Annotated in this window: 23 protein-coding genes and 1 pseudogene; 11 read left to right on the top strand and 13 right to left on the bottom strand. The window is 59.3% G+C overall.

Annotated features, from left to right (window positions below; all coding sequences use genetic code 11):
* Positions 1-788: RNase A-like domain-containing protein (locus CKW32_RS27080; RefSeq protein ID WP_177434323.1), on the top strand; the 788-nt coding region annotated here is incomplete at its 5' end.
* Positions 785-1,087, top strand: coding sequence for a contact-dependent growth inhibition system immunity protein (locus CKW32_RS27085; protein ID WP_095186449.1), 303 nt, complete (start codon positions 785-787; stop codon positions 1,085-1,087). The genes CKW32_RS27080 and CKW32_RS27085, both read left to right, overlap by 4 nt.
* Positions 1,088-1,151: 64 nt before the next feature.
* Here CKW32_RS27085 and hemB read toward each other — a convergent pair whose 3' ends face one another.
* The 3 genes from hemB to CKW32_RS27100 all read right to left on the bottom strand — a co-directional run bounded on the left by hemB (position 1,152) and on the right by CKW32_RS27100 (position 3,787).
* Positions 1,152-2,126, bottom strand: a complete 975-nt coding sequence (gene hemB, locus CKW32_RS27090; protein ID WP_095186450.1) for a porphobilinogen synthase — start codon at positions 2,124-2,126, stop codon at positions 1,152-1,154.
* Between the two features lie 116 nt (positions 2,127-2,242).
* On the bottom strand, positions 2,243-3,085 hold the full coding sequence (locus tag CKW32_RS27095; RefSeq protein WP_095186451.1) for a PhzF family phenazine biosynthesis protein: 843 nt from the start codon (positions 3,083-3,085) through the stop codon (positions 2,243-2,245).
* Between the two features lie 3 nt (positions 3,086-3,088).
* Entirely contained in the window at positions 3,089-3,787 is a 699-nt protein-coding gene (locus CKW32_RS27100; protein WP_032886667.1) for a glutathione S-transferase N-terminal domain-containing protein, read from the bottom strand.
* A 256-nt stretch (positions 3,788-4,043) separates the two neighbouring features.
* Between CKW32_RS27100 and CKW32_RS27105 the strand changes: the two genes are divergently transcribed.
* Both CKW32_RS27105 and CKW32_RS27110 read left to right on the top strand, forming a co-directional pair.
* A complete protein-coding gene (locus tag CKW32_RS27105) occupies positions 4,044-4,745 on the top strand; it encodes a hypothetical protein (protein WP_032886668.1) in 702 nt (233 codons plus the stop codon).
* Positions 4,746-4,789: 44 nt separating this feature from the next.
* Positions 4,790-5,845, top strand: coding sequence for a permease (locus tag CKW32_RS27110; protein ID WP_032886670.1), 1,056 nt, complete (start codon positions 4,790-4,792; stop codon positions 5,843-5,845).
* Here the strand turns inward: CKW32_RS27110 and mnmH are convergent.
* The 4 genes from mnmH to CKW32_RS27130 form a co-directional block, all read right to left on the bottom strand.
* Positions 5,835-6,968 (bottom strand): tRNA 2-selenouridine(34) synthase MnmH, encoded by a 1,134-nt coding sequence (gene mnmH / locus CKW32_RS27115; RefSeq protein WP_095186452.1) that lies wholly within the window; start codon positions 6,966-6,968, stop codon positions 5,835-5,837. The genes CKW32_RS27110 and mnmH overlap by 11 nt on opposite strands.
* Complete coding sequence (gene selD, locus CKW32_RS27120; RefSeq protein WP_095186453.1) at positions 6,968-8,002, bottom strand: selenide, water dikinase SelD; 1,035 nt, start codon at positions 8,000-8,002, stop codon at positions 6,968-6,970. Before selD ends, mnmH begins: the two co-directional genes overlap by 1 nt.
* Positions 8,003-8,096: 94 nt before the next feature.
* A complete protein-coding gene (locus CKW32_RS27125; protein ID WP_032886672.1) occupies positions 8,097-8,846 on the bottom strand; it encodes a TerC family protein in 750 nt (249 codons plus the stop codon).
* A 28-nt stretch (positions 8,847-8,874) separates the two neighbouring features.
* Positions 8,875-9,126 carry a hypothetical protein gene (locus CKW32_RS27130; RefSeq protein ID WP_095186454.1) on the bottom strand — a complete coding sequence of 84 codons (252 nt, stop codon included), beginning with the start codon at positions 9,124-9,126 and terminating at the stop codon, positions 8,875-8,877.
* 134 nt (positions 9,127-9,260) lie between these two features.
* Between CKW32_RS27130 and nhaR the strand changes: the two genes are divergently transcribed.
* A complete protein-coding gene (nhaR, locus tag CKW32_RS27135) occupies positions 9,261-10,163 on the top strand; it encodes a transcriptional activator NhaR (protein ID WP_032886675.1) in 903 nt (300 codons plus the stop codon).
* Positions 10,164-10,167: 4 nt separating this feature from the next.
* Here the strand turns inward: nhaR and CKW32_RS27140 are convergent, their stop codons facing one another.
* On the bottom strand, positions 10,168-11,325 hold the full coding sequence (locus CKW32_RS27140) for an MFS transporter (RefSeq protein ID WP_032886677.1): 1,158 nt from the start codon (positions 11,323-11,325) through the stop codon (positions 10,168-10,170).
* Between the two features lie 240 nt (positions 11,326-11,565).
* On the opposite strand from CKW32_RS27140, the gene sstT reads away from it, so the two are divergent.
* Entirely contained in the window at positions 11,566-12,786 is a 1,221-nt protein-coding gene (sstT, locus tag CKW32_RS27145; protein ID WP_032886678.1) for a serine/threonine transporter SstT, read from the top strand.
* 63 nt (positions 12,787-12,849) lie between these two features.
* Here the strand turns inward: sstT and CKW32_RS27150 are convergent, their stop codons facing one another.
* Positions 12,850-13,359 carry a DUF1993 family protein gene (locus CKW32_RS27150; RefSeq protein WP_032886679.1) on the bottom strand — a complete coding sequence of 170 codons (510 nt, stop codon included), beginning with the start codon at positions 13,357-13,359 and terminating at the stop codon, positions 12,850-12,852.
* A gap of 117 nt (positions 13,360-13,476) precedes the next feature.
* On the opposite strand from CKW32_RS27150, the gene CKW32_RS27155 reads away from it, so the two are divergent.
* Positions 13,477-14,124 carry a YceH family protein gene (locus CKW32_RS27155; protein WP_032886681.1) on the top strand — a complete coding sequence of 216 codons (648 nt, stop codon included), beginning with the start codon at positions 13,477-13,479 and terminating at the stop codon, positions 14,122-14,124.
* A gap of 1,133 nt (positions 14,125-15,257) precedes the next feature.
* Here the strand turns inward: CKW32_RS27155 and CKW32_RS27160 are convergent.
* Complete coding sequence (locus CKW32_RS27160; RefSeq protein ID WP_095186455.1) at positions 15,258-16,076, bottom strand: shikimate 5-dehydrogenase; 819 nt, start codon at positions 16,074-16,076, stop codon at positions 15,258-15,260.
* 156 nt (positions 16,077-16,232) lie between these two features.
* Between CKW32_RS27160 and CKW32_RS27165 the strand changes: the two genes are divergently transcribed.
* The 3 genes from CKW32_RS27165 (at position 16,233) to CKW32_RS27175 (ending at position 17,289) form a co-directional block, all read left to right on the top strand.
* On the top strand, positions 16,233-16,586 hold the full coding sequence (locus CKW32_RS27165; RefSeq protein ID WP_032886686.1) for a hypothetical protein: 354 nt from the start codon (positions 16,233-16,235) through the stop codon (positions 16,584-16,586).
* A 233-nt stretch (positions 16,587-16,819) separates the two neighbouring features.
* Entirely contained in the window at positions 16,820-17,014 is a 195-nt protein-coding gene (locus CKW32_RS27170; protein ID WP_032886687.1) for a hypothetical protein, read from the top strand.
* 92 nt (positions 17,015-17,106) lie between these two features.
* Positions 17,107-17,289 (top strand): hypothetical protein, encoded by a 183-nt coding sequence (locus tag CKW32_RS27175; RefSeq protein WP_032886689.1) that lies wholly within the window; start codon positions 17,107-17,109, stop codon positions 17,287-17,289.
* Between the two features lie 3 nt (positions 17,290-17,292).
* Here CKW32_RS27175 and CKW32_RS27180 read toward each other — a convergent pair whose 3' ends face one another.
* A complete protein-coding gene (locus tag CKW32_RS27180) occupies positions 17,293-18,360 on the bottom strand; it encodes an AI-2E family transporter (RefSeq protein ID WP_032886690.1) in 1,068 nt (355 codons plus the stop codon).
* Positions 18,361-18,520: 160 nt separating this feature from the next.
* Between CKW32_RS27180 and yegQ the strand changes: the two genes are divergently transcribed.
* On the top strand, positions 18,521-19,834 hold the full coding sequence (gene yegQ / locus CKW32_RS27185) for a tRNA 5-hydroxyuridine modification protein YegQ (protein WP_032886692.1): 1,314 nt from the start codon (positions 18,521-18,523) through the stop codon (positions 19,832-19,834).
* Here the strand turns inward: yegQ and CKW32_RS28975 are convergent.
* Both CKW32_RS28975 and CKW32_RS28980 read right to left on the bottom strand, forming a co-directional pair.
* On the bottom strand, positions 19,831-20,652 hold the full coding sequence (locus tag CKW32_RS28975) for a methyl-accepting chemotaxis protein (protein WP_371260722.1): 822 nt from the start codon (positions 20,650-20,652) through the stop codon (positions 19,831-19,833). The two genes, yegQ and CKW32_RS28975, sit on opposite strands and share 4 nt — an antisense overlap.
* A 36-nt stretch (positions 20,653-20,688) precedes the next feature.
* A pseudogene (locus tag CKW32_RS28980) lies at positions 20,689-21,510 on the bottom strand (cache domain-containing protein); the annotation flags it as partial.
* Positions 21,511-21,565 lie beyond the last annotated feature (55 nt).

A 21,565-nucleotide genomic window follows, 5' to 3' on the forward strand; every position in this document is an offset into this window, starting at 1 on the left:
GTTTCCGCCCGCTGGCACTGCTGGAAGGCTTGGGTCCTGAGGAAACCAAGCCCTACCACTACCAACTCGACCACCTCGGCACACCGCAGGAACTGACCGATCCAAACGGCGAAATCGTCTGGTCCGCACACTACCGCGCCTACGGCCAGATCAGCCGTCTCGACAGAGGCAAAATCGACAATCCGCTGCGCTTTCAGGGTCAATACTTTGATCAGGAAAGCGGGCTGCATTACAACCGGCATCGCTACTACAATCCGGATGTTGGTCGTTACCTGACGCCGGATCCGGTGAAGTTGGCGGGGGGGATCAACGCGTACCAGTACGTGCCTAATCCTACGGGGTGGGTGGATCCATTAGGGTTGAGTTGTAAGACCACTAACTGCCCTGAAGGCCCGTATAGCGTAATCGTTCCTGGTGGGGGCTTGGACGCCCACGAAGCGGCCGGCGGACACCTCATACAAAAGCATGTTGGCAGGACGGATGAACAACTCGCTGAACGATTGAAGCAAGAACCTCACGTGCCTACCGCGTCTACTTTCCCTGATCGTGCAACAGCTGAGTCAGCAATTTCAAAAGTGCTCGCCCAAAACCACGCAAAAATAAGCAAGTTTCTCAGAGGAAAGGATAATCAAATTGTCATTACTCAAGAGGTTAAAGAAGGTGTAGGCACCAGCCTAAAAAGAGGCTCTCTGACAACCGTTCCTGGGAAAGAAATTTACCTTATCATTCGCAGAGACAAAAAGATGCCAGACGGCTACAGAATCCATACTGGATATCCAAACCCATGAATAAAGATTTCCCCGAACTACAACAATTTCTAGCTGGTTACTTTCATCAAGACTGGGTAGATGAATATAAAAACGCAGATGAAGTTATTGCGAGCTTTATATCTGAATCAGATAGAGAAACAATAACCAACGTAAAGCAAGAGCTCAATAAATTAATGTTAGCTGAACAGTCCGAACAGGAAATTCAAGATTTTCTTTTTTATGGCATAGGTTGTAACTACTATTATCCTCACGAATGGAAAAATGGGATGTTATGGCTACAACATGTCTATTTAACCTTGAGCGAAGCAAAAAGATAATCAACCGTTATTAGTACGCATGGCGAGCGACCAATATCGCTCGCCACAGTGTTAAACGCCGCCCTCAGATCCCAGCCAACGCCAAGTCCATCGCAAAGTAAGTAAAGATCAAATCCGCACCCGCGCGCTTGATCGAACCCAACGTCTCACGCACCACCCGATCCTCATCGATCGCGCCCGCCTGGGCACCAAATTTGATCATCGCGTATTCGCCGCTCACCTGGTAAGCCGCCACCGGCAGACGTGAGGCTTCGCGGATGTCGCGGATGATGTCGAGGTAGGCACCGGCCGGTTTGACCATCAGAGCATCCGCGCCTTCCTGCTCGTCGAGCAGCGATTCGCGCACGGCTTCGCGGCGGTTCATGGGGTTCATCTGGTAGCTCTTTCGGTCGCCTTTGAGGGCGCTGCCGCCGGCTTCGCGGAATGGGCCGTAGAGGGCCGAGGCGAATTTGGTGGAGTAGGCCATGATCGGAATATGGATGAAACCGGCGTCATCCAGCGCGCGGCGGATGGCCTGGACCTGGCCGTCCATGGCGGCCGACGGGGCGATCACGTCGGCGCCGGCGCGGGCGGCGGCTACGGCTTGTTTGCCGAGATTGACCAGGGTCGCGTCATTATCGACATGGGCGCCGTGCATCACGCCGCAGTGGCCGTGGTCGGTGTATTCGCAGAAGCAGGTGTCGGACATTACGATCATTTCCGGCACGGCGTCCTTGATGATCGAGGACATGCGCGAGACCAGACCACGTTCTTTCCAGGTATCGCTGCCGTTGGCGTCCAGGTGGTGAGACACGCCAAAGGTCATCACCGACTTGATACCGGCACGGGCATAGCGCTCGATCTCGGCAGCGAGCTTTTTCTCAGGGATGCGCTGCACACCCGGCATGCTGGTGATCGGTACGAAGTCGTCGATTTCTTCTTCAACGAAAATCGGCAGCACCAGGTCGTTGAGGGTGAACTCGGTTTCCTGGAACAAACCACGCAGCTCCGGAGAGCGGCGCAGGCGGCGTGGGCGGGCTTGGGGGAACTGGCTGGTCATGGTTTTCCTGACATAAAGGCTAAAACTTTGGGGCGAAAGCTTATGCCCCCAGGCCCCGGCAGCACAAATACCAAGGGGCCAACAGTGTATTGCGACGCTCGTAATAATGTATTGATCTAGAGCTGTAGACGCCCTTCGATGCACACCGCAACAGCGCCGCCGATCCAGATTTCATCGCCCTGGCGTTCGACGCTTATACGCCCCGCGCGCCCCATGGCTGTGCCTTGACTGACCACGTAGCGCTCCGGCGCCAGGCCTTCACCCAGCAACCATTGGGCAACGCCTGCATTCAGGCTGCCCGTGGCCGGATCCTCCGGCGCGCCGTCGCCTGCGACAAAGCCACGCACTTCAAATTGGGTATCCACGTCGTCTTGTTCGGGGTTACAGGGGGCAATCACGCCTACGGCCAGCCCCTTCAGCTGTGAATAATCCGGCTGCAACGCCAGGACTTGATCACGATCCGCCAACATCACGGCGAGCCACCCCGCCCCATTGTCGACCCACTGGCTACGTAGGATGCAGCCCGGCTCCAGGCCCAACCCCAGGCGAATACGCTCCAGCAGGTCTTCCTCCAGCGGCCCCGAACGCAACAACGGCGGCGCGATAAACGCCAGTTCATCACCTTGACGACGGATTCGCACCAGGCCGATTTCACACTCCTGGATGATCTCTTCACCTTTGGGCACCCCGCCCGCCGTCAACCACGCGTGGCAACTGCCCAGCGTCGGATGCCCGGCGAACGGCAGCTCATGCACAGTGGTGAAAATTCTCACTCGGTAGTCAGCACGAGGATCGCGCGGCGTGAGTAAAAACGTGGTTTCACTGAGGTTGGTCCATTTAGCGAAGTCCGCCATCTGTTGATCGCTGAGGCTGTCGGCCCCCAAAACCACCGCCAGCGGGTTGCCCTTGAGCGACACGCGGCTGAACACATCCAGTTGTTTGAAATCGAAAGTCGGCATGCTTCAGCTCGGAATATTTAGGCCACGGATCACTGCCGGGCGGGCAACAAAACCGTCCAGCGCGCGCAGTACGTTAGGGAAGTCGGCGATGCCTACGATATCGCCCGATTCATAAAAGCCGATCAGATTGCGAATCCATGGGAAGGTAGCAATGTCGGCGATGCTGTAGTCATCGCCCATGATCCAGGTGCGACCGAGCAGGCGTTTTTCCAGGACTTCGAGCAGGCGGCGGGATTCGGCGGCGTAGCGGTCGCGGGGTCGCTTGTCTTCGTAGGCCTTGCCGGCGAATTTGTTGAAAAAACCCAACTGGCCAAACATCGGGCCGATGCCGCCCATCTGGAACATCAGCCATTGAATCGTTTCATAGCGTGTCGCAGGATCTTCGGAGAGCAACTGGCTGGTTTTTTCTGCCAGGTAAATCAATATCGCGCCGGATTCAAACAGCGCCAACGGCTGGCCAGCCGGGCCGTCGGGGTCGATGATCGCGGGGATTTTGTTATTGGGGTTCAGGGACAAGAACTCGGGGGACAACTGGTCCTGGGTCTCGAAACTGACCTTGTGCGCCTCGTAAGGCAGGCCCAGTTCTTCGAGCATGATCGAGACTTTTACCCCGTTGGGCGTGGGCAACGAGTACAGTTGCAAGCGCTCGGGGTGCTGGGCAGGCCATTTGCTATTGATTGGGAATGCGGCAAGTGGGTTCATCAGGAAATCCCTGGCTAGGCAGAAAGTCCCCATGATAGACATCTCCCCGGTGTCCTGCATGGGTCATCAATGCGCAACATTAGCGGGCTATTATCCCGCGCAGGCGAACCAATACGCCTGCCGGCACTCATAAGTGCGCTTAAACGGTGAATGGAGGCGCCTCGCTATAACGACACGGAATACCGCAGGACGCCACCGGCGTCATTGGGGCCAGGCTTGTCCGCCTTAACGTGACGCACGAAGACTCGAACCTATAATGAAGATCAAGCCTCTGCGCCTTGTGCAACGACTCAAACACTATTCGTATGTCATGTTGCCGCTGCTGCTGGTCAGCGGCGCCATGGTTGCAGCCCTCGATGCCCGTGAAAGCCGCGCCCAACCGGTGGACGGTGTGCAAACCCTGGTGTTCCTGCGCCACGGCGAAAAACCCGCCGGCGGACTCGGCCAGCTCAATTGCCAGGGCCTGAACCGCGCGATGAACCTGGCCACCCTGCTGCCGGAAAAATTCGGCAAGGCCAACTTTGTGTTTGCCGCCAACCCGACGCGCAATGTCGAGGAAGGTGAGCTGGACAATTCCTACAGCTACATCCGCCCACTCATGACCATCAGCCCCAGCGCAATCAAGTTGGGCCTGCCGGTGAATATCAAATTCTCGGCGAATGACACCAGCGACCTCGCCGATGAGCTGGTCGAAGACAAATACCACAACGCCACCATCTACACCGCCTGGTCCCACGGTTACCTGCCGGAGTTGATCAATAAGGTGGCGAGTGAAGCGTCCGGCGAAAAACACACAATTACCGACGATTGGTCGGGCAGTGACTACGACACGCTGTATGTACTGACGCTGACCTGGCACAACGGCAAGGCCTCGCTGCTGAGCCGCAACTACAAGCAGGGCTTGAACGACGGCGATGAAACCTGCCCGGAACCGACACAGGTGAGTGCCGATAGCTGACAGCGTATGATGCGTCGCTATTGACTCACCGGCGGATCATCAGCATGTCTAAACTCTCCTCCACCCAGCCCGTACGGGGCTGGTCGTTCTGGTGGAAACCAGCGCTGTTCCTCTTGGTGGCCTGCATAGGCCTCTATTACGTGAAGTGGTCGCCCTACTACTTCAAGGCATTTGTAGCGGCCGACAATCACAGCATCGGCGCCTCGATTCTCAACGATCAACAAAGCTCGCCCCTGGCGGCAGCGCTGGCCTATGCCCAGGTGTATTTCCTGGCGATCTGGAAAGCCGCGGTGCTGGCGGTGATCCTGGGTTCGCTGCTGCAAGTGCTGATCCCCCGTGACTGGCTGCTGCGCCTGTTCGGCCGTGCAGGCCTCGGTTCGACCGTGCGCGGCGGGTTATTCGCCTTGCCGGGGATGATGTGCAGTTGCTGCGCGGCGCCGGTGGCGGCGGGCATGCGGCGCCAGCAGGTGTCGGTGGGCGCGGCGCTCGCTTTCTGGATTGCTAACCCGGTGCTCAATCCTGCCACCCTGGTGTTCATGGGCTTTGTGCTCGGCTGGGGATTTACCGCGTTGCGGTTGGTGGCGGGAATTGTGCTGGTGGTGGGCGTGTCGCTGGTGGCGCAGCGCATTGCTCGCCCGGACCAGATGCCTGAAGCGGCGTTGGACGCTGTCGCCGACGTCAGCACCATCGAGGCGCAACCTTTCCTGAGCCGCTGGTTGCGCACCTTGTGGCAGCTGTTCTGGAACACAATCCCCATCTACATCCTGGCGGTGCTGATCCTGGGTGCTGCACGGGTATGGCTGTTCCCCCATGTGGACGGCGCCATGGCCAACAGCCTGGTATGGCTGGTGCCGCTGGCGATTGTCGGCACGTTGTTTGTGATTCCTACAGCGGCTGAAATCCCCATCGTACAAACCATGATGGCCCTGGGCATGGGCACCGGCCCGGCCGTGGCCTTGCTGATGACCCTGCCGAGCGTAAGCCTCCCGTCGCTGTTGATGCTGCGTAAGGATTTCGATGCGCGGGTGCTGGTGACGGTGGCCGGGTTGACCATGCTGGTGGGAGTGGTGTGTGGGCTGATCGGGGCGGTCATTCTTTAGTTATGTGGTTAGGCTGATGGCGGTTGCGCGAGCGAGCCCCACGCTCGCGCAAGTATTCCACCACCGCTGCCTGCTCCCCGGCAAACTCGATCCGTGCACCTTTCTTCTCACGTTGAAACGCGTACATAGGGTCGTAGTACTCACGCAACCCCACGATCCAACCCCGATGCAAGTCCACGCTACCGCTGCGGGCCTGTTCAGCCAGGGCCGCTTGCATCAGCGCGTGCAAACGCTGATAGCGCTCGCCCCCCAGACGCTTGTGGATATTGGCCAGGCTCTGGGTCAGCCGCTCGGCAAACCGCTCGAAACCCGCTTCGCCAAACGCTACGGCGAACTGCGCACACAGATCGGTCACGTACTCGCGTAATACCCGCTCTACACGGTTTTCCAGGCTTTCTTCCAGCCACACCATTGGATACACCTGCATGCCCCGGTGCAGGTTCAGCGGCAAGGCGCAGCTGCCGATCATGCGGCTTTCGTCCTCAAGCACAAACTGTTCGATGCCACGTGCGCGTTTTTTCAGAACGTCCACTGCCAGGCGGTTTTCGAAGTCGATGTTGGACGGCTGGCCGGTGGCGCGCTTGCCGAAGCTGGAACCACGGTGATTGGCGTGGCCTTCCAGGTCCAGGCCATTGTTCAACTGATTGATGACCTCGGTCTTTCCGCTGCCGGTCAGGCCGCCCAAGAGCACGAAATCACACTGTTCGACCGCTTGGTCCACGGTCTCCAACAGAAACGTGCGCATGGCCTTGTAGCCACCGCCGATCCGCGGATAGTCGATACCCGACTCGTCCTTGAGCACCTGTTTCACCAATTGCGAACGCAGGCCGCCACGAAAGCAATACAGGTAACCGTCCGGGTTGGCCTGGGCAAACTCGGTCCAACGTGCCAGGCGCTCTTCAAGCACCTTGCCGCTGACCAACTGGTGCCCAAGGACGATTGCCGCCTGCTGCCCTTGCTGCTTATAGCAAGTGCCGACGCGCTGGCGCTCGTCATCGTTCATCAGCGGCAGGTTGACGACGCCGGGGAACGCGCCCTTGATGAACTCCACCGGCGCGCGGGTATCCATCATCGGCCGGTCGTTGAGGAAAATGTCGCGGTAATCGGTGATGTCAGTTGCCATCAAAACACCTCTACCGCGTTGGTCTGTCGCTCAACCAGTGCGCCGATCGGCTCCAGGCTCAGGCCCAGTTCCTTCGCCACAGCGTGGAACTCGGCATCACCTTCGAGGGTGACGGCGATCAACAGCCCGCCACTGGTCTGCGGGTCGCATAGCACGCGTTTGTGCAACTCCTGCACGCGCCCGATTTTACTGGCGTAGCTGTCAAAGTTGCGCAAGGTGCCGCCGGGTACGCAACCCTGGTCCAGGTAGTACTCGACCCCGGGCAGGCGTGGGACTTTTTCATATTCGATGCGTGCAGTCAGGCCACTGCCGTCAGCCATTTCCACCAGATGGCCCAACAGGCCAAAACCGGTGACGTCGGTCATGGCTGTCACGCCGGCCAGCTTGCCGAAACGGCTACCGGGCTTGTTGAGGGTGCACATCCAGTCGCGGGCCAGGCCGATGTCAGCCTCGCGCAGCTTGCCCTTCTTTTCGGCAGTGGTGAGGATGCCGATGCCTAACGGCTTGGTCAGGTACAGCTGGCAGCCAGCAGTGGCGGTGTCGTTGCGCTTCATATGGCGCTTTTGCACGATGCCGGTCACGGCCAGGCCGAAGATCGGCTCCGGCGCGTCGATGGAGTGGCCGCCTGCCAGGGGGATACCGGCGGCGTCGCACACCGAGCGGCCACCGCGAATCACTTCCCGGGCAATCTCCGGCGCCAGCACGTTAACCGGCCAGCCGAGAATGGCGATGGCCATCAACGGGTCGCCGCCCATGGCGTAGATGTCGCTAATAGCATTGGTGGCGGCTATGCGGCCGAAGTCGAAGGGATCATCGACAATCGGCATGAAAAAGTCCGTGGTGGAGACCACACCACGCTCGTCGTCGATGGCATACACCGCCGCATCGTCCCGCGAGGCATTGCCGACCCACAGGTTGGGGTCGAGGTTCTGTGCGCCGCTGCCGGCAAGGATAACCTCCAATACCTGGGGCGAGATCTTGCAACCGCAACCCGCGCCGTGACTGTACTGGGTAAGGCGAATCGGCTGGTTCATGGTGGACCTCAAAGTAACAAGTGGGGGGAGTCTACCAGACAGCAAAAAGCCGGCTGGGCGCTTGCGAGCACAGCCGGCTTTCAGGTTTCAGCGATTACTGGCGGGCAGCGAGCAAACGCTTGTGACGGTTGCGTCGTGCGATGTTCAAGCATTCGATGGCCGCCGAGAAGGCCATGGCTGCGTACACGTAGCCTTTAGGCACATGGGCGCCGAAGCCTTCGGCGATCAGCGTCATGCCGATCATGATCAGGAAGCCCAGGGCCAGCATCACCACGGTCGGGTTGTCGTTGATGAATTTGGCCAACGGCTCAGCCGCCACCAGCATCACGATCACCGAGGTCACCACGGCAATGATCATGATCGGCAAGTGCTCGGTCATGCCCACAGCGGTAATGATGCTGTCGATGGAGAACACCAGGTCGAGCAGCAGGATCTGCCCGATCGCCGCGGCGAAGCCAATGGCCACGGTGTTGCCAACCGACGCTTTCTCTTCAGGCTCCGGGTCCATGCTGTGATGGATTTCGGTGGTGGCCTTCCACACCAGGAACAGACCACCGGCGATCAGGATCATGTCCTTCCACGAAAACGCCTGGCCGAGTACTTCAAACACCGGTGCCGTCAACTGCACGATAAACGCGATAGTGCTCAACAGGCCCAGGCGCAATATCAGCGCCATGCTGATACCGATGCGCCGTGCCTTGGCCCGGTGCTGCTCGGGTAATTTGTTGGTGAGGATCGAAATAAAGATCAGGTTATCGATGCCCAGCACGATTTCCATGACGATCAGGGTGGCCAGTGCAACCCAGGCGGTGGGGCTGGCGGCCAGTTGTAAAAGGTAATCCATAGGTCAGTCCTGAGGTTGTGCCGGGAAATTAAGCTTCTTTACTGTTCGAGTCAGACTCGTTTTCTTCCTGATCGTCCTTTTTTTGCGGACTGATAAGGCCTTGTGTCGCTTCACTCAATGCCTGCTCGGCAGCCTTGTGGGTGTCATCGATGGCTTGCTTGGCCGACTCGGTGGCCTTGCCCAAGACCTGCTGAGCACTTTTCTCGACCTGATCGCAACCACTGATCATTACCAAGGTAAGCGCAAGCAACGATGCCGCGCCCAGGGAATTGGGCTTCATCATGTATTCCTCGTTAGAACCATTGGGTCCAAATAGTGGCCCCGCGATAGCGAGGCATTCTATGCACGCGAACACTTCAGTAAAATTCGTATTTTTCTAGCATATACTTCGGTTTTTACGAAGTGATGGCTGCCATGCTCAATTACCGACAATTGCACTACTTCTGGGTCGTGGCCAAAACCGGCAGCATTGTGCGCGCCTGTGAGCAACTGAACCTCACGCCCCAGACCATCAGCGGGCAGATCAGCCTGCTGGAGCAAACCTTCGGTATCGCGCTGTTTCAACGAGTCGGCCGCCAGTTGGAGCTGACCGAAGCCGGACGCCAGGCTCTGCCCTATGCCGAGCACATGTTCCAGACCGGCAATGAATTGGAAGCAATGCTGCGCGCGCAACCCGATCAACAGCAGATTGTGTTCCGGGTCGGTGTGGCGGATGTGGTGCCCAAGTCCATCGTCTACCGTCTGATCGCGCCGACCATGGAGCTGAGCGAGCCGCTGCGCATCACCTGCCGCGAAGACAAACTCGAACGCCTGTTGGCCGACCTGGCGATCCAGCGCCTGGACCTGGTGATCTCCGACAGCCCGATGCCGTCGCACCTCGACATCAAGGGCTACAGCCAGAAATTGGGGGAATGTGGCATCAGCTTTTTTGCCACTCAGGCATTGGCCGACCAACATGGCGGCGATTTCCCACAGTGCTTGCACGGCGCGCCTCTATTGATTCCAGGCGCGGAGACGGTAGTGCGCAGCCGCTTGCAACGCTGGTTCGCCGAGCAGCAGATCCAGCCGAAGATCATCGGCGAGTTCGATGACAGCGCCCTGATGCAGGCGTTTGGCCAATCCGGCAGCGGGATTTTTATCGCTCCCAGCGTGATCGCCGAGGAGGTGGTGCGCCAGTACGGCGTGGCGCTGATCGGTCAGACCGATGCGGTCACCGAGTCGTTCTACGCGATCTCGGTGGAACGCAAGGTCAAGCACCCCGGCATCGTGGCGATTACCGAAGGGGCAAGGCGCGAGCTGTTCACCGCCCTGCCCTGAAGACTCAGGCCCCGGACGCGACCGGCTGTTTGGCGGTCATCAGCCACAGCGCCAGCAGGATCGACACCAGGATAAACCCGGACGCCGCAAAGCCCAGACTGCCCAGGCCAAAGGTGTCGATGACGTGCCCGCCGACCAACGCCCCCAAGCCAATCCCCAGGTTGGCCCCGGCAATGTTGAGCGACGCGGCGAACGCCGGCGCATGGGGCGCGGCCTTCATCAGTCGCACGTGGCTGACCAGGAACATCGCCGCTTGGGTCACGCCCCACACCGCCATCGCTGCCGCCAGGCCGACGGTGGAGTGAATCGCCGGCACCAATGCAACCATGCCGGCGATCATGAAACCGCAGAACACCATGGACGCGATCAACGGGTGGCGATCCACAGCGCGGCCGCCCAAAGAGTTGCCAATCAGCCCGACAGCACCAAAGCCCATCAGGCACCAGCCCACCAGTGTCCCGTCGAAACCGGCCAGGCGTTCAAGGATGTCCGCCAGGTAGGTATAAGCCGTGAACATGCCGCTGAACACCAGGATCGACAGCAGGATATGACCCTGCATCAAGGGGTTGCGCAGGATCTTGAACTGCGAGCGCAGTGTCACTTCGTCGTTTTTCGGTTTCGTCACTGGCAAGTAGATAAACAGCAGCAAAGCCTTGGCCAACGCCACCACAGCCAGGATGGCGAACGCGGTACGCCAGCCGAACATATCGGAAATCAGCGTGCCCACCGGGATGCCAAATACCGTGGCGCAGACAATGCCGAAGCCGATCTTTTCAATGGCACGCCCGGCGTATTCCGGACCGACGATGTCCACCGCCGTTTCGCTGGCCAAGGCCCAGAACACCGGCAAGCCCAGGGCCGGAATCAGACGCGCCACGGCCATTACCCAGATATTCGGCGCCAGCGCGGCCACGGTGTTGGCTGCCGCGAACATGATCAGGATGGTGATAAACAGGCGCTTGCGCGGGAAACGAGCGCAGTACGCCGTTAGGAACGGCCCGAACGCCGCTACGGTAAACGCGAACAGCGTCACCAGCAGCCCTGCCTGGGACACGCTGACATTCAGGTCCCGGGCAATCGACGGCAACAGGCCGACGATGATGAATTCTGTGGTCAGCACGGTAAAGCCGGCGGCCGACAGCAGCAGGATGGGAAACAGCATGAAAACTCCAGAAACAACGACATCAACGACAGCCCGGAGGGCCCGCTGACGGATAGGAAAGTTGAGAGGGGCGAATCTTAACAGAGTATGTCCGGAGTTGAACAAGGCTCGCCGCCGTGGGTGACGGAATGCCGCACTAAACGGGACATGTCCTACAGCATGCTAGACTCGCCGCCTGCTTCCTACAGCGCTTTCGCCTGCAATGCTGCGCCCTACTAAAAAAACTAGAGACAACTGTTTATGACTCCTGCCCCTTCCCTCCTCCAACGGCTGACACGCGTCAGCCTGGTCACGCAAATCGTCATCGGTTTGATCGCCGGCATTTTGCTGGCATTGCTGTTGCCTGAAGCCGCCAGAGCCACCGGATTTATCGGCAAAGTGTTTGTCGCCGCGCTCAAGGCAGTCGCGCCGATATTGGTGTTTGTGCTGGTGATGGCCTCGATAGCCAACCATAAACACGGCCAGGAAACCCATATCAAACCGATTCTGTTCCTGTATTTGCTGGGCACATTCGCCGCCGCCGTGGTGGCGGTGATTGCAAGCATGTGGTTTCCCTCGCCGTTGGTGCTCGTCACCCATGACGCCGCCGTCAGCGCTCCCGGCGGTATCGACGAGGTGCTGCAAAGCCTGCTGCTCAGCGTCGTGGACAACCCGATCAGCGCGCTGATGAACGCCAACTTCATCGGCATCCTGGCCTGGGCGATCGGCATGGGCATAGCCATTCGCCATGCTGGCGAAACCACCCGCACCGTGCTCGACGACCTCTCCAACGGCGTGACCCTGATCGTGCGCGTAGTTATCCGCTTCGCCCCCCTGGGTATTTTCGGCCTGGTCGCCTCGACCCTTGCCACTTCCGGTTTCGGCGCCCTGCTCGGCTACGCGCACCTGCTGCTGGTGTTGATCGGCTGCATGCTGTTCGTGGCCTTGGTGGTCAACCCGGCTATCGTGTTCTGGAAGCTGCGCCGCAACCCCTATCCGCTGGTGTTGATGTGCCTGCGCGAGAGCGGCATCACCGCGTTCTTCACCCGCAGCTCCGCAGCGAACATTCCGGTAAACCTGGCGTTGAGCAAACGCCTGGGCTTGCATGAAGACACCTATTCAGTGTCGATCCCGCTGGGTGCCACCATCAACATGGCCGGCGCCGCGATCACCATCACCGTGCTGACCCTGGCCGCCGTGCATACCCTGGGCATCAATGTCGACCTGCCGACCGCCGTGCTGCTTAGCGTGGTCGCGGCCGTGTGTGCGTGTGGCGCATCAGGCGTGGCCGGGGGTTCGCTGTTGCTGATCCCGCTGGCGTGCAGCCTGTTCGGTATTCCGAGTGAAATCGCCATGCAGGTGGTGGCCGTCGGCTTCATCATCGGTGTGCTGCAGGATTCGGCGGAAACTGCGCTCAACTCCTCCACCGATGTGCTGTTCACCGCCGCTGCGTGCCTGGGCAAGGAAGAGCAACCCGCTTAACGTTCGCGCACAAAAAAACCGGGGCGATTCCAGAGGGAACTGCCCCGGTTTTTTTATGGAAGCTTAGAACGCGCCCATGTAGTCACGCTTGCCCACTTCAACGCCGTTATGGCGCAGCAAGGCGTAAGCGGTGGTGACGTGGAAGAAGAACTGCGGCAGGCCGTAGGTCAGCAGGTAGGACTGGCCGCTGAAGCGCTTCTCTTTCGGGGTGCCTGGGCGGGTGATGATCTCGATACCTTCTTTGCCGTCGACTTGCTCAGGCTTGATGGTGTCGACAAACGCCAGGACCTTGGCGATCAGCGCTTGCAGGTCGGCGAAGGTCACTTCGCTGTCTTCGTATTTAGGCACTTCGATCTCGGCCAGGCGCGCAGAAACGCCTTTGGCGAAGTCGACGGCGATCTGCACCTGGCGCACCAGTGCAAACATGTCCGGGAACAGACGCGCTTGCAATAGAGCGTTGGGTTCGATGTTCTTGGCAGTAGCGTGGGCTTCGGCCTTGTTCAGCACATCGCTGAGGGCGTTAAGCATTTGCTTGAAGACTGGGATGGAGGCGGCGTACAGGGAAATAGTCATGACAGTCTCATCGGTAATGGCAGGGTTGGAACCAGCGGCGATTATAGCCATGCCCGGCGCTTGTCTTTTATTTTTTCAGGATTACGCTAGTGGCCTTCACTGCATAGGGAACGCGCGATGACCGCCGAGCACGACACCGACACCCCTGAGCCGCGCCTGAACAGCACGGAAATCCGCATTCTGGGCTGCCTGATCGAAAAACAGGCAACCAACCCGGAAACCTACCCCCTGACCCTCAACGCCCTGGTGCTGGCCTGCAACCAGAAGACCAGCCGTGAACCAGTGACAAACCTCAGCCAGGGCCAGGTCGGGCAAAGCCTGCGCGTACTGGAAGGCCAAGGCTTCACCCGCCTGGTGATGGGCAGCCGCGCAGACCGTTGGGAACACCGTGTGGACAAGGCACTGGAGCTGGTACCGGCGCAGGTGATCCTGATCGGGCTGCTGTTTTTACGTGGCCCGCAGACCGTCAATGAACTACTGACCCGCAGCGGACGCATGCATGATTTCGAAGATGCCGAGCAGGTGGTGCACCAACTGGAACGCCTGATTGCACGCGGGTTGGCGCTGCTGGTGCCGCGTCAGGCGGGGCAGCGAGAAGATCGGTATACCCATGCGCTTGGGGATCCGGCGGATATCGAGGTAATCATCGCGGCGCGAGGGAATCCTGTGGAGCGCGGGGCTGGAGTGTCTGTGGAGCGTATTGAAGAGCTGGAAGCGCGGATCGCAGCGCTGGAAGAGCGCCTCGCACAGCTGGAACAGGCATAACTCGGTAAAAACTGTGGGAGGGGGCGGTTCAGTTGGATCAGATTTGACTGACACACTGCTATCGGGAGCAAGCCCCCTCCCACAGTTGATTGGATTCCAGTCCGACAATGTGTTGATCGTGAATGCGTAAAGTTAAAGCTAAGTAACTGCTCCCCTGAAGATCAACATGTGGGAGGGGGCTTGCTCCCGATGGCGGTGCTTCAGTCGGAACAGCTTCTACTGACTCAGCACTATCGGGAGCAAGCCCCCTCCCACAGTTGAGTGGATTCCAGTCCGGCAATGTGTTGATCGTGAATGCGTAAAGTTAAAGCTAAGTAACTGCCCCCCTGAAGATCAACATGTGGGAGGGGGCTTGCTCCCGATGGCGGTGCTTCAGTTGGAACAGCTTGTACTGCCTCAGCACTATCGGGAGCAAGCCCCCTCCCACAGTTGAGTGGATTCCAGTCCGGCAATGTGTTGATCGTGAATGCGTAAAGTTAAAGCTAAGTAACTGCCCCCCTGAAGATCAACATGTGAAAGGGGCTTGCTCCCGATGGCGGTGCTTCAGTTGGAACAGCTTGTACTGACTCAGCACTATCGAGAGCAAGCCCCCTCCCACAGTTGAGTGGATTCCAGTCCGGCAATGTGTTGATCGTGAATGCGTAAAGTTAAAGCTAAGTAACTGCCCCCCTGAAGATCAATATGTGGGAGGGGGCTTGCTCCCGATGGCGGTGCTTCAGTCGGAACAGCTTGTACTGACTCGGCGCTATCGGGAGCAAGCCCCCTCCCACAGTTGAGTGGATTCCAGTCCGGCAATGTGTTGATCGTGAATGCGTAAAGTTAAAGCTAAGTAACTGCCCCCCTGAAGATCAATATGTGGGAGGGGGCTTGCTCCCGATGGCGGTGCTTCAGTCGGAACAGCTTGTACTGACTCGGCGCTATCGGGAGCAAGCCCCCTCCCACAGTTGAGTGGATTCCAGTCCGGCAATATGTTGACCGTGAATGCGTAGAGATAAAGCTAAGTAACTGACCCCCTGGAGATCAATATGTGGGAGGGGGCTTGCTCCCGATGGCGGTGCTTCAGTTGGAACAGCTTGTACTGACTCAGCGCTATCGGGAGCAAGCCCCCTCCCACAGTTGATTACCAGCGATCTTCAGCTCCGGGCAAAAGCCACGGCTTTTTCGAACTGTTCCGGGGTCGGCCGCACGCCCGTGTAGAGCACAAACTGCTCCAGCGCCTGGATTGCAATCACTTCCAGCCCAGTAATGACGCGCTTACCTTGGGCCCGTCCACGCACGATCAAGGGCGTTTCGGCGGGAATCGCCACCACGTCGAACACAGTCTCGGCGTTATCAACCGCATCCGCTTCAAACGCCAACGCATCTGCCTCGGCGCCGCCGGTCATGCCAATCGGTGTCACGTTGACCAGCATCTGCGGGCACAGGTCGCCCAGTTCAGCCAGCCACTCATACCCCAGGCTCTGCGCCAGCGCCTTGCCCGCTGCTTCATTGCGCGCCACGATTACGCCATTGGCATAACCGCCGTCACGCAAGGCGCTGGCCACGGCCTTGGCCATACCGCCGCTGCCGCGCAGGGCGAACGTGGAGTCTTTGGGCACATCGTGCTTTTTCAGCAATTGCTCGATGGCGATGTAATCCGTGTTGTAAGCCTTCAGATGCCCGCCGGTATTGACGATGGTGTTGAGGGAGGCGATGGCCTGAACCGAATCGTCGAGTTCGTCCACCAAGGCAATAGCGGCCTCCTTGAACGGCATCGACACCCCGCAACCACGAATGCCCAACGCCCGAATACCGCCTATCGCTCCCGATAAATCCTGGCTGCTGAACGCCTTATAGTAGAAATTCAGACCCAACTGTTCGTACAGGTGGTTATGAAAACGCAGGCCAAAATTCCCGGGGCGGGCCGACAATGACATGCACAGCTGGGTGTCCTTGTTGGGGTGCATCTGCATGGATAACTCCTTTGAGTAAGCAAATCGGTACAGACCTTACACAACCTTTACCTAGCGGCCGTGCTGTTTTTCAGAAATACGTTGTCTTAAAAGTATCCCCGCGACATTACTTGAGTCTATTGACTGCAGACCACAAGCGCAGGGGCCAACCGAGGAATGACCATGATTCGTAAACTCCCCAAGATCGCCTTGCTGGTAGGTGCACTCGCTATGGCCGGCCAAGCCTCCGCCCACGGTGGTGGATGGGGTGGCCCGGCCGTCTTGGGTGCACTGGTCGGCGCCGCCGTGGTGGGCTCCGTGGTTGCCAGCCAACCCCGTGAGGTCTATGTGCAGCAGCCGGTGTACGTGCAACCGCAGCCGGTGTATGCCGCGCCGCCACCGGTCTACTACGCACCGCCTCCACCTGTGTATGTGCAGCAAGAGGTGTATTACCGCCCGGCCCCCGTCTATTACGGCCCACCGCGTGGTTATTACGGCCCTCCCCACGGCTACTACCGTCACGGCTGGTAAGCCCTTATCTTCATGTTTGAAACAGGCCTCGCCCAACAAGCGAGGCCTTTTTTGTACACAACGACCGGATTTATCGTGCCAAGGTCGCTCTGAGGACAATGGCCAAGCGACAATCGCGCACTATTCAGTTCGAAAGTCTACTTGCCCGACCGGGGCTCACGCTGTCATGTTTGTGTCACGACACACTCCCACTATCGATGCAGTCCACCCAATAACAACAAGGACGACAGACCATGCCCACACAAAACCCGCACCGCACCGCTGGCCTCTGTACGTCCAGCAAGGTTTACAGCGCCCTCACGGAACTCAAGCACCTGGAAGGCCACCGCACTGCAAAATTCCTGGCGTTGCTAGCGGAAAACCTCGTGCGCAAAGGTCTGCTCAATGAGCAGGAAGTGGTGAGCATGCTCGATCAGGTAGTCGACTGACGTCTCTTGTTGATGTCGACTATTGAGCCAGGTGATTTTTCTTAAGCCGCCAGGCCCCTTAAGGTGACCCCCATAGCGATTGGAGGCCCCTTATGCCAACTGTTCAAATCATGTCTGTCATCGGCAGCGCCGTCCCCGCCCCTCTTCGGGAGCTGGGTTTGCTTGCCTGCTGGTACCTGGTACGCGACGGCGAAACCATCAGCGGCCCACTCACGTCCCTGTCAGCCGCCGAAAAACAACTGCAAAACGCCTCGAATTTCCGGCTCCACGCCTGAGACTTATGGCAATGGCAGCTTGACCCGAGGCTTACTTTCGACAAACAGCGCCCAACTGGACATGAACAGCGCCGCCACCAGCGGCCCGATCACAAACCCGTTGAGGCCAAACACCGATAAGCCGCCCAGCGTCGAGATCAGGATCAGGTAGTCCGGCATCCTGGTGTCTTTGCCCACCAGGATCGGGCGCAGCACGTTGTCCACCAGCCCAATCACAAACACGCCAAACAAGCTCAACACGATGCCCTGCCAGATCGAACCGCTCAGCAGGAAGTAGGCGGCCACAGGCCCCCACACAATCCCCGCGCCCACCGCTGGCAGCAACGACAGAAACGCCATCAATACCGCCCAGAGCAACGCACTGGGAATGTCCAGGAACCAGAAAATCAAACCTCCCAGTGCCCCTTGAGTCACGGCCACCAACACGTTGCCCTTGACCGTGGCACGCACCACCCGATTGAACTTCAGCTGCAACCGGCGCTTCTGCGGCTCGGCCAGCGGCACTGCCGTGCGCACCTTGCGCACCAGTTCCGGACCGTCGCGCAGCAGGAAAAACAGCAGATACAGCATGATGAAAAAACTCACCAGGAAATCAAACGTTCCCTGCCCAAAGCTGAACGCCTGGGACGCGAAGAACTGGCTGCCCTGCATCGCGCTCTTAACGATATTCTCACGCAGCCCCTCAAGGTTACCCATGCCAAAGCGGTCCAGCAGGTGCTGGAAGTAAGGCGGCAGGAAGTGCTTGAACTGCTCGATATAACCGGCCACGTCGAGCTTGCCACTCTCGATGTTTTTGTAGAGCGTCGCGCCCTCTTGCACGAGCAAGGCGCTGGTGATGATCACCGGCAGGATCGCGATCACCAGGCACACCATCAAGGTACTCAGGGATGTAAGGTTGCGGTTCCAGCCGAACCGCTGCTGCAGGCGGCGCTGCATGGGGGCAAAGATGATGCCGAGGATCACGGCCCAAAACACCGCACCGTAGAACGGCAGCAATATCCAGATAAAGGCGATGGTCACCAGGACCAGCAGCAGCAACAGGGTTTTGAATTGCAGGTTGGTTTGATTCATGTTCGATCCATGTCAAAAAAGCAGGGCGCGCGTTTGCGTCCCGGTGCTTAGTCCCCCGCAACTCCTGGGAGTGCCATCTTTGTTGAGGTAAGCGTAGACCCAGATCAATAAAGCCTTGCGCCGCTTCAACTACCCTCGCGCCTTTTTGCGACCCAAGCCCATGCCTCCTATCATCGCCCCCGAACTGCTCGCCCCCGCCGGCACCCTGAAAAACATGCGCTACGCCTTCGCCTACGGCGCCGATGCGGTGTACGCCGGCCAGCCACGCTACAGCCTGCGCGTGCGCAACAACGAATTCGACCACGCCAACCTGGCCCTCGGCATTGACGAGGCTCATGCACAGGGCAAGCGCTTTTACGTGGTGGTCAACATCGCGCCGCACAACGCCAAACTCAAAACCTTCCTCAAGGACTTGGCCCCGGTCATCGCCATGGGCCCGGACGCACTGATCATGTCTGACCCTGGCCTGATCATGCTGGTGCGTCGGCACTTTCCGATGATGCCGATTCACTTGTCAGTGCAGGCCAATACGGTGAACTGGGCCAGCGTGGAGTTCTGGCAGCAGCAAGGGATTTGCCGAGTGATCCTGTCGCGGGAACTGTCACTGGAAGAGATTGAAGAAATCCGCCAGCAGGTGCCGGCCATGGAGCTGGAGGTGTTTGTGCACGGTGCCCTGTGCATGGCCTATTCCGGGCGCTGCCTGCTCTCGGGCTACATGAACAAGCGCGACGCCAATCAAGGCAGTTGCACCAATGCCTGTCGCTGGAAATACCAGGCCACACCGGCGGTGGAGAACGCCACGGGAGATATCGTCCAGGAGTATCAGCCGACCCTCGGGATGGGCGCACCGACTGATCAGGTGTTCCTGTTGCAGGAGGCCAACCGTCCCGATGAGCAGATGCCCGCCTTCGAAGACGAACACGGCACCTACATCATGAACGCCAAGGACCTGCGCGCGGTGCAGCACGTAGAACGCCTGACTCACATGGGTGTGCATTCGCTGAAAATCGAAGGCCGCACCAAGTCCCACTTCTACTGCGCACGCACCACCCAGGTGTATCGCCAGGCCATCGATGATGCAGTGGCTGGTCGCGCGTTTGATCGCGGCTTGATGACCAATCTGGAGTCCCTGGCCCAACGCGGCTACACCGAGGGTTTTCTGCGCCGCCATGTGCACGATGAATACCAGAACTACCAGAACGGCAGCTCAGTATCCGAGCGCCAGCAGTTTGTGGGCGAGTTGACCGGCGAGCGCCGGGGCGACCTGGCCGAGGTCAAGGTTAAAAACCGCTTTGCCGTGGGTAATCACCTGGAGCTGATGACCCCCGCCGGCAATTTCCACTTTGACCTGGCCGACTTGCGCAACGCCAAGGGCGAAGCCATCGAGGTCGCGCCGGGGGACGGACACACAGTGTATGTGCCGCTCCCGGCCCAGATGGACTTGCGCTTCGGCTTGCTGATGCGCGACGTTTAAATCCGGAACTGCCCGACCAATTGCCCCAAACGATGCCCCAGATCCGCCAGGCTGCGAGAGGTCTGGGCGCCCAATTGGGTTTCGTCTGCCACGCTGTCCACCGCCACGGCAATCTGGTGCACGCTGCGGTTGATCTCTTCGGCCACAGCGGTCTGTTCTTCGGCGGCGCTGGCGATTTGTGCGTTCATTGAATTAATGGTGCCGATCAACTGGGCCATGGTGTCCAGGGATGCGCCAGCCTGATTGGCCTGGGCCGAAGTGCCGTCACCGGCATCGCTGGAGCGGCGCATCGCGTCCACGGCGGCGACCGTGCCTTTTTGCAGGCGGTCGATCATGCCCTGGATTTCCTGGGTGCTGGTCTGGGTGCGACTGGCGAGGGCACGTACTTCGTCGGCGACCACCGCAAAACCACGGCCGGCCTCCCCTGCCCGCGCGGCTTCAATCGCCGCGTTCAGGGCCAACAGGTTGGTCTGCTCGGCAATCGAACGGATTACGCTCAATACGCTGACAATCGACGCCACATCCTGCTGCAGGCTGTCGAGGGACACGCCGCTGCTGCGGATATCGCTCACCAGTGCATGGATCTGCGCGATGCTGCCGTCCACCACCCGCTTGGCGGCCTGGCCTTCGGCGTCGGTCTGTTGCGCCGCCACGGAGGCGCCCTGGGCACTGCGCGCCACTTCTTGCGCAGCCGAGGACATCTGGTTGATCGCGGTGGCCACCTGGTCGGTCTCGTGGCGCTGGCGTTCCATGGCCTGCTCCGAGCGCTGGGCCTGGTCGGACACCTGGCTCACCAGCCCGGTCAGTTGCGCGGTCATTTCGGTGATCTGGCGCACCAGGCCGTGGATCTTGTCGACAAACCGGTTGAACGCGCCGGCCAGCTCGCCCAACTCATCCTGGCTGGTGATGGCCAGGCGGCGGGTCAAGTCGCCTTCACCGGCCGCGATGTCATCAAGGTTGGCTTTCATCAGGTGCAGCGGACGCAGGATGGTATTGGCCAGCAGCATGCCCACGGCGGCAATCACCAACAGCACCACCGCGGCCACGCCAAGGATGCTCAGCAACACGCCTTCCATGCGCTTTTCTACCTTGGCCTCGACCACTGCCACCTGGGCTTCGATGCCGTCCAGGTTCACCGAGGTACCGATGACCATGTCCCACTTGGGCAGGTATTCGGTGTAGCCGAGCTTGGGCACCAGTTCGGTCTGGCCGGGTTGGGTGGAGCTGTATTGCAGGTAGTGGCTGCCGTCCTTACCGACCTTGACCAAGTCGCGGTTGACGTAGACACCGTTGGGGTCACGGTTGTCCTTGAAACTCTTGCCCACGCCGTCGGGGCTGTTGCCCTTGAACAGGCGAATGGTCTCGGAGTCGTAGCCGAAGAAGTAACCGTCCTTGCCGTAGCGGGTGTTGGACAGCAGCTTGACCACCTCGGCGCGCGCCGCTGTGTCGCCAGGTGCGGCAGCGTCGTAAAGCGGCTTGATGGTGGTCATGGCCACTTCTACATAACTTTGCAGAGTGGCCTTGGCGTCGTTGAGCAGGCGCTGGCGGGTTTCATCCACCTCGTTGCGCGCCTGCCCCTGGAGGATCCATACGGTGGTCAGGCTGATCACCACGGCAAACAGCAGCACCGGCACGATCGCGAGGGACAGTACTTTGGCCTTCAAATTCAGACGCATGGCTTTTCTCTCTTATTAGGCGACTTGAGAGGTTATCGACCAACGTCAATGAATC

It is taken from the genome of Pseudomonas sp. Irchel 3H9, assembly GCF_900187495.1.
Lineage (GTDB): Bacteria > Pseudomonadota > Gammaproteobacteria > Pseudomonadales > Pseudomonadaceae > Aquipseudomonas > Aquipseudomonas sivasensis.

Bases quoted from the DNA above. Each gene is read 5' to 3' on its own strand.
- selD (WP_095186453.1), bottom strand. From the start codon at position 8,002: ATGAACCAGCCGATTCGCCTTACCCAGTACAGTCACGGCGCGGGTTGC.
- CKW32_RS27160 (WP_095186455.1), bottom strand. From the start codon at position 16,076: ATGCAGATGCACCCCAACAAGGACACCCAGCTGTGCATGTCATTGTCG.
- CKW32_RS27110 (WP_032886670.1), top strand. From the start codon at position 4,790: ATGTCTAAACTCTCCTCCACCCAGCCCGTACGGGGCTGGTCGTTCTGG.
- CKW32_RS27140 (WP_032886677.1), bottom strand. From the start codon at position 11,325: ATGCTGTTTCCCATCCTGCTGCTGTCGGCCGCCGGCTTTACCGTGCTG.
- CKW32_RS27105 (WP_032886668.1), top strand. From the start codon at position 4,044: ATGAAGATCAAGCCTCTGCGCCTTGTGCAACGACTCAAACACTATTCG.
- CKW32_RS27150 (WP_032886679.1), bottom strand. From the start codon at position 13,359: ATGACTATTTCCCTGTACGCCGCCTCCATCCCAGTCTTCAAGCAAATG.
- nhaR (WP_032886675.1), top strand. From the start codon at position 9,261: ATGCTCAATTACCGACAATTGCACTACTTCTGGGTCGTGGCCAAAACC.
- CKW32_RS27180 (WP_032886690.1), bottom strand. From the start codon at position 18,360: ATGAATCAAACCAACCTGCAATTCAAAACCCTGTTGCTGCTGCTGGTC.
- CKW32_RS27095 (WP_095186451.1), bottom strand. From the start codon at position 3,085: ATGCCGACTTTCGATTTCAAACAACTGGATGTGTTCAGCCGCGTGTCG.
- CKW32_RS27170 (WP_032886687.1), top strand. From the start codon at position 16,820: ATGCCCACACAAAACCCGCACCGCACCGCTGGCCTCTGTACGTCCAGC.
- yegQ (WP_032886692.1), top strand. From the start codon at position 18,521: ATGCCTCCTATCATCGCCCCCGAACTGCTCGCCCCCGCCGGCACCCTG.
- CKW32_RS27175 (WP_032886689.1), top strand. From the start codon at position 17,107: ATGCCAACTGTTCAAATCATGTCTGTCATCGGCAGCGCCGTCCCCGCC.
- CKW32_RS27085 (WP_095186449.1), top strand. From the start codon at position 785: ATGAATAAAGATTTCCCCGAACTACAACAATTTCTAGCTGGTTACTTT.
- mnmH (WP_095186452.1), bottom strand. From the start codon at position 6,968: ATGGCAACTGACATCACCGATTACCGCGACATTTTCCTCAACGACCGG.
- CKW32_RS28975 (WP_371260722.1), bottom strand. From the start codon at position 20,652: ATGACCGCGCAACTGACCGGGCTGGTGAGCCAGGTGTCCGACCAGGCC.
- sstT (WP_032886678.1), top strand. From the start codon at position 11,566: ATGACTCCTGCCCCTTCCCTCCTCCAACGGCTGACACGCGTCAGCCTG.
- CKW32_RS27125 (WP_032886672.1), bottom strand. From the start codon at position 8,846: ATGGATTACCTTTTACAACTGGCCGCCAGCCCCACCGCCTGGGTTGCA.
- CKW32_RS27155 (WP_032886681.1), top strand. From the start codon at position 13,477: ATGACCGCCGAGCACGACACCGACACCCCTGAGCCGCGCCTGAACAGC.
- CKW32_RS27130 (WP_095186454.1), bottom strand. From the start codon at position 9,126: ATGAAGCCCAATTCCCTGGGCGCGGCATCGTTGCTTGCGCTTACCTTG.
- hemB (WP_095186450.1), bottom strand. From the start codon at position 2,126: ATGACCAGCCAGTTCCCCCAAGCCCGCCCACGCCGCCTGCGCCGCTCT.
- CKW32_RS27165 (WP_032886686.1), top strand. From the start codon at position 16,233: ATGACCATGATTCGTAAACTCCCCAAGATCGCCTTGCTGGTAGGTGCA.
- CKW32_RS27100 (WP_032886667.1), bottom strand. From the start codon at position 3,787: ATGAACCCACTTGCCGCATTCCCAATCAATAGCAAATGGCCTGCCCAG.